The sequence below is a fragment of the Hyphomonas sp. genome (assembly GCF_037969335.1).
Taxonomy (GTDB): Bacteria; Pseudomonadota; Alphaproteobacteria; order Caulobacterales; family Hyphomonadaceae; genus Hyphomonas.
Window position 1 is genome coordinate 1 of the sequence record NZ_JBBKXE010000107.1, and the last position, 5,580, is coordinate 5,580.

The following is a 5,580-nucleotide window of genomic DNA, read 5'->3' on the forward strand; positions in this document are numbered from 1 at the left end:
CGAAAGCGTTGCCGAAGGTCACCCGGACAAGGTATCGGACCAGATCTCCGATGCGATCGTCGACCTCTTCCTCGCCAAGGACCCGACAGCCAAGGTTGCCGTCGAGACCCTGACAACGACCAATCGCGTCTTCCTGGCCGGAGAAGTGCGCACCAACAATTGCGCCATCGTGACGAATGACGAAATGATCCAGACACCCCGCGATGTCGTGAAGAAGTTCGGCTATGAGCAGGACGGCTTCCACTGTGAAAAGATGGACGTTAATTGCTATGTCCACGGACAGTCTGCCGAAATCGCCCAGGGCGTTGAAGAAGGCCAGGGCCTGTTCTCCGAAGAAGGCGCTGGCGATCAGGGCATCATGTTCGGCTATGCTGCAGACGAGACGCCCGAGCTGATGCCAGCCACGCTCGTCTATTCCCACCAGATCCTCCAGAAAATGGCCGCACTGCGGCATTCGGGCGAGCGTCCTGAATTCGAACCCGACGCCAAGAGCCAGGTGACGCTGCGCTATGTGAACGAGAAGCCGGTTGGCGTGAACGCCATCGTTGTTTCGACCCAGCACAAGGAAAGCGCCACACTGGAAGAACTCCGCGAACTGGTTCGCCCGATCGTCCAGAGCGTCCTTCCGGAAGGCTGGTTCCCGCCGGAAGACAAGTTCTACGTCAACCCGACCGGCAAGTTCGTCATCGGCGGCCCCGACGGCGACGCAGGCCTGACAGGTCGCAAGATCATCGTCGATACGTATGGCGGCGCAGCCCCGCATGGTGGCGGCGCCTTCTCCGGCAAGGATCCGTCCAAGGTTGACCGTTCGGCGGCCTATGCCACGCGCTACCTCGCCAAGAACGTCGTCGCGTCGGGCCTCGCCAAGCGCTGCACGATCCAAGTGTCTTACGCCATCGGCGTGTCGCAACCGTTGTCGGTCTATGTCGACACGCACGGCACTGGCCTGGCTGATGAAGCCCGTATCGCGAAAACCCTTCGTGAGCTGTTCGACCTCTCGCCGAAGGGCATCCGCACGCACCTGAAGCTGAACAACCCGATCTATGCCGGAACGGCAGCCTATGGCCACTTCGGCCGCAAGCCGGGTGCTGATGGCACGTTCACATGGGAAAAGACCGACCTCATCGACGAACTCAAACGCCTGATCAACTAGGCCTCTCCCCGGCGCTTCGGCGCCGGTGCGGAAGGCCCCGGCGGATCGCAGCTGGACTTGGCAAACCGCCCGTCTAAGGGTGGAATATCGCGGAGGTCTCTGAAATAAGGATGAAGCGGTGCGAGTCGTGCTTTCTAACGTCCAGATCGCAATCATTCAGGAGCGGCACGTCCCATGAAAATTTATCCTGTTATCATGTGTGGCGGCTCCGGAACGCGCCTCTGGCCGGTATCGACGTCGCGCACACCAAAGCAATTCGTCAACCTGGTCTCGGATACGTCCCTGTTCAGCCAGACCGTCACGCGCCTGGCCCCGGGCAGCGACGGTCTCGACCTGGCTGACCCGATCATTATCAGCAATTCCCGCTATCTGGGCCTGATCGAGACACAGCTGGACGCGGCAGGCATTTCGCCTCTCGCCATCCTGCTTGAGCCCTGCGCGCGCAACACCGCGGCTGTGGCCGCCGTCGCCGCCGAATTTGTCGGCCGGATCGACCCGAACGGCTTGGTCCTGCTGCTGCCGTCGGACCATTTCATCGGCGATCCCGGGGCTTTTCGGAAGGCGATTGCGGGTGCCGTTACTGTCGCAAACGCTGGCCGGATCGTGACCTTCGGCATTGCGCCGGACCGGCCTGAAACCGGGTTTGGCTATATCCGGGCCGGGGCAAAGATCGGCCCGTCGGCGTTTGCCGTCGACTCGTTCCGCGAGAAGCCCGACCAGGCGACGGCCGTCACCTATATCGCGGACGGCCATTATTCCTGGAATGCCGGCATCTTCCTGTTTCAGGCCAGCCTGATGCGCGCCGAGCTCGCGACCCATGCCGCAGACGTGCTCACCAGCACGCAGGCAGCACTGGACAAGACCGTCGCGGACGGCCCCGTCCACCGGATCGACGAGGCTGCTTTCGCCGAGGTGCGGTCTGTCTCGATTGACTATGCGGTAATGGAACACACGACGAATGCGGCCGTGTTCGGCCCGCTATCCTGCGCATGGAGCGATGTCGGAACCTGGCCAGCCGTCGGCGACCTGCAGACATCCAGCGGACCGGTGGAGCCCATCCTGATCGACACGAAGAACTGCATGGTGCATTCCGAGCAGGGAACGCTGGTCGTCGCCCTCGGCGTCGAAGACCTCGTGATTGCCGTGCATGACGGCGCCGTACTGGTGATGCCGAAGGCGCGAGCCCACGATGTCAGCCAAGTTATCGCGGCCCTGAAGGCACGTGACCTGACCGAATTGTTCTGAACACTCAGGAAAACTCGACGCGTTCCTGCGAGAAATAGAACAGCGAGCGCGTTTCTTCATCGATATCGTCGCTTGATGCCAGCAAAAGCTTCTGCATCGCGTGCTTGCGATCCTTGAGCGCGTGATCGAAATCCTGCTCGATCAGCCGGTCGACGCCGGTTGAGATCATGGCATCGCGCACTTCCATATAGAGCGTCAGGGATCCGCCAAGGAACATGGATTCATAGGCGATCTTGCTGGCAATCTTGTCGTGGATGTCGGTGTAGTGAAGCTGCTTCTCCATGGTCGACTTGCGCTTGGTGATGAAATCGATTTCATGCCGGTACTGGGGATGACGCAAATAATAGTTCTTGAGGGCAATCATGTCCGTGTCGATCTTGCGCTGGATTGAATCCGGCAGGTCATCACTCAGTATGATTACAATATCGATGTCGGAGCCCTTGACCATTTCGCCGGAAACAAGGTGCTCACGCGGCTCGTTATGGGCGAGGAAATAGGCAAGGTCGCCCGCAATGAAGGCGCACATGGACGAACGAATTTCACGCGGCAGGTCGAGGAAGAGAGACTTCATCACCTGCTGGGCGAGGCCAATCTTCTCGCGGCTGATCTCGCGGTGCATGTTCGACAATGTTCCCTGCCGCTCAATCATCTGGTCACGCTGACCCGGCAGGCCGAACAGCGAGAAGGACAGGAAATCACGCAGGATCGACGGGCTGAGCCGCACCTGGTCTTCACGGGTAATGTCAAAGCGTAGATAATAGCTGGCAAAGTGCGAGACGTGCAGCACCCGGCTCTGGTAGCAAGCCTGCCACAGGGCGAGCATGGGAACGTCGGGAAGCTTTTCAGCGAGTTGTTTGCCAATCATGGGGCCATGCTCGTTGAGCAGTTCGACGACCAAGGCCTCGACTTCGGCAATATCGGGAGCGGGCATCAATCAGCTTTCAGGAAGGTTGGCGGAACAGGTCTGAAGGCCTTGTCGCACCAGAAGGCAGCGATTTCCAGTGCGGCAAACCGAAATCAGGCGGTGCCGAGCTCATTCAGCAAAATAGGCACCGCTTGCGTCATTCCGGTTTCCCAGTGCGGCAGCACGATGCCGAACACGTCAGCGGTAAGCGCCGTGTCGAGGCGGGAATTGAGAGGGCGCGGCGCCGGGGTCGGGTAATTTGCGGTCAGCACGCCGTCCACCAGCGCGCATGCCCCCCCGTGGACAGCGCTCACCGCGAAGATGTGCCGGGCCATGCTGGCCCGGTCTGTCTCGGCACGACCGGCCAGATGATAGGTTCCCCAGTCCGAAAAGCCGTCCATGCAAACCGCATCTGCCATGGCTAGCAGGCCACCGGCGAGCGCCGGCGCGTGGGTTGGAAAGCCGACCTGGTCGGAAACGACTGTCACACGCTCTCGTGTTCGCGCTAGCCGCAGCATGGTCCGAACGAAATTTTCAGCATATTGCGAGAATACCCAGGACACGCGGACAATAAGGTGCCGGTCCAGCGACTCCGCCACCGCCTGCTCGCCGCACCACTTGGTGCGCCCATAGGTGCTAAGCGGATTGGCCACATCATCCGGGCGATAGGGGCGCGCCAGCGTGCCGTCGAACACGCAATCGGTAGACATGTGGATGAATGGGATGCCAACGCGGCCGCAGGCCATTGCCAATGCGCGCGGGCCGTCCACATTCAGGTATTCCGCCTCAGCCGCCTCACTCTCGGCTTGGTCCACCTTGGTGAAACCAGCCGTGTTGATGACGACATCGGGCGCATACCGGTCAATCGCCCGCGACAGGGAGTCGGCGTCCCGAAGGTCCAGTTCGGGACGCCCCGCATTGACCACCATGCCCGCGCCGGCATGGCCAAGCGCCTGCGCGACCTGCCCGGTGCGCCCGATAACCAGAACCTTGCGACCCGCCGGACTATCCATAGCCCGACTTTAGGGCACCAGTCCGCCAAGGCAACGGGTGCTTATTCTACCGTAACGGATTTCGCGAGGTTGCGGGGCTGGTCAACGTCGGTGCCCTTGGCGACGGCAACGAAATAGGCGAGCAGCTGCATCGGGATCGCGGCCAGGATGGGCATGGCGATCTCGTCGGCGTCCGGCAGGCGGATGACGTGATCGGCCCGGTTCCCGGCGGCCTTGATGCCCTTGTCGTCTGACACGAGGATGATCCTGCCGCCGCGGGCACGCACTTCTTCCACGTTCGACAGCGTCTTCTCGAACAGGTCGTCATAAGGTGCCACCACGACAATCGGCAGGTCCTGCTCGATCAGGGCGATTGGCCCATGCTTCAGCTCGCCGGCGGCGTAACCTTCGGCGTGAATATAGGAAACTTCCTTCAGCTTCAGCGCGCCTTCGAGTGCCAATGGGAAATAGCGTCCCCGGCCAAGGAACAGAACATCCTTCGCCTTGGTCAGTGTCTGGGCGACAGCCTTGATATCGGCTTCGGCTTCCAGCGCCTCAGTCACCTTGCGTGGCAGCGATAGCAGGCTTTTGACATAGCGGGCCTCATCGCCCGGCTTGAGATGACCGCGCGCCTTGGCCGCCGAGAGGGCGAGCACGGCCAGAACCGAGAGCTGCGCCGTGAAGGCCTTGGTCGAGGCGACACCGATCTCGGGGCCGGCATGGGTTGGCACGATCGCCTTGGCTTCGCGGGCAATCGAGCTTTCCGGCACGTTGACCACGGCAATCGCAGGCGACTTGTTGTCCCGGCAATAGCGCAGCGCGGCCAGTGTGTCGGCGGTCTCGCCCGACTGGCTGACGAACAGGGCCGGGCCGGTCACCGGCATGACAGGTTTACGATAACGGAACTCCGATGCGATGTCGGTTTCCACGGCCAGCTTCGCGATCTGTTCGAACCAGTACTTCGCCGTCATGGCGGCGTAATAGGCCGTGCCGCAGGCGATGGCGACGGCGCGGTCTGCGTCCGCGAAAATCTCGTCGGCGGCTTCCCCCGCCTGGATCGTCTGCGTCGCCTGGTCGATATAGGGCAGGATCGAGCGGGCCAGCGATTCCGGCTGCTCGTGAATCTCTTTCAGCATGAAATGATCGTATTCGCCGCGCTCGATCAGGGCGTCATTGACGGCAGACTTCACCCGTGGCCGGTTCACACGGTCGCCGCGTGCATTGCGAATGTCGACACTATCCGGGCGCAAAACGGCCCAGTCGCCTTCTTCCAGATAGGTGACGTC

The 5,580-nt window shown here is 61.5% G+C and carries 5 protein-coding genes; 2 read left to right on the forward strand and 3 right to left on the reverse strand.

Features of this window, described 5'->3' with window-relative positions:
• Both metK and AADA04_RS08275 read left to right on the forward strand, forming a co-directional pair.
• A partial coding sequence (gene metK, locus AADA04_RS08270; protein ID WP_340692783.1) for a methionine adenosyltransferase occupies positions 1 to 1,153 on the forward strand: 1,153 nt, incomplete at its 5' end.
• Positions 1,154 to 1,327: 174 nt separating this feature from the next.
• A complete protein-coding gene (locus tag AADA04_RS08275; protein WP_340692784.1) occupies positions 1,328 to 2,398 on the forward strand; it encodes a sugar phosphate nucleotidyltransferase in 1,071 nt (356 codons plus the stop codon).
• 4 nt (positions 2,399 to 2,402) lie between these two features.
• Here the strand turns inward: AADA04_RS08275 and AADA04_RS08280 are convergent, their stop codons facing one another.
• The 3 genes from AADA04_RS08280 to glmS form a co-directional block, all read right to left on the reverse strand.
• Entirely contained in the window at positions 2,403 to 3,329 is a 927-nt protein-coding gene (locus tag AADA04_RS08280; protein WP_340692785.1) for a hypothetical protein, read from the reverse strand.
• A gap of 86 nt (positions 3,330 to 3,415) precedes the next feature.
• Entirely contained in the window at positions 3,416 to 4,315 is a 900-nt protein-coding gene (gene rfbD, locus AADA04_RS08285) for a dTDP-4-dehydrorhamnose reductase (protein WP_340692786.1), read from the reverse strand.
• 41 nt (positions 4,316 to 4,356) lie between these two features.
• Positions 4,357 to 5,580, reverse strand: a 1,224-nt coding sequence (gene glmS / locus AADA04_RS08290; protein ID WP_340692787.1) for a glutamine--fructose-6-phosphate transaminase (isomerizing), incomplete at its 5' end; no start/stop codon positions are given.

Excerpts from the sequence above, each read along its gene's own strand:
- AADA04_RS08275 (WP_340692784.1), top strand. The coding sequence starts at position 1,328 with ATGAAAATTTATCCTGTTATCATGTGTGGCGGCTCCGGAACGCGCCTC.
- rfbD (WP_340692786.1), bottom strand. The coding sequence starts at position 4,315 with ATGGATAGTCCGGCGGGTCGCAAGGTTCTGGTTATCGGGCGCACCGGG.
- AADA04_RS08280 (WP_340692785.1), bottom strand. The coding sequence starts at position 3,329 with ATGCCCGCTCCCGATATTGCCGAAGTCGAGGCCTTGGTCGTCGAACTG.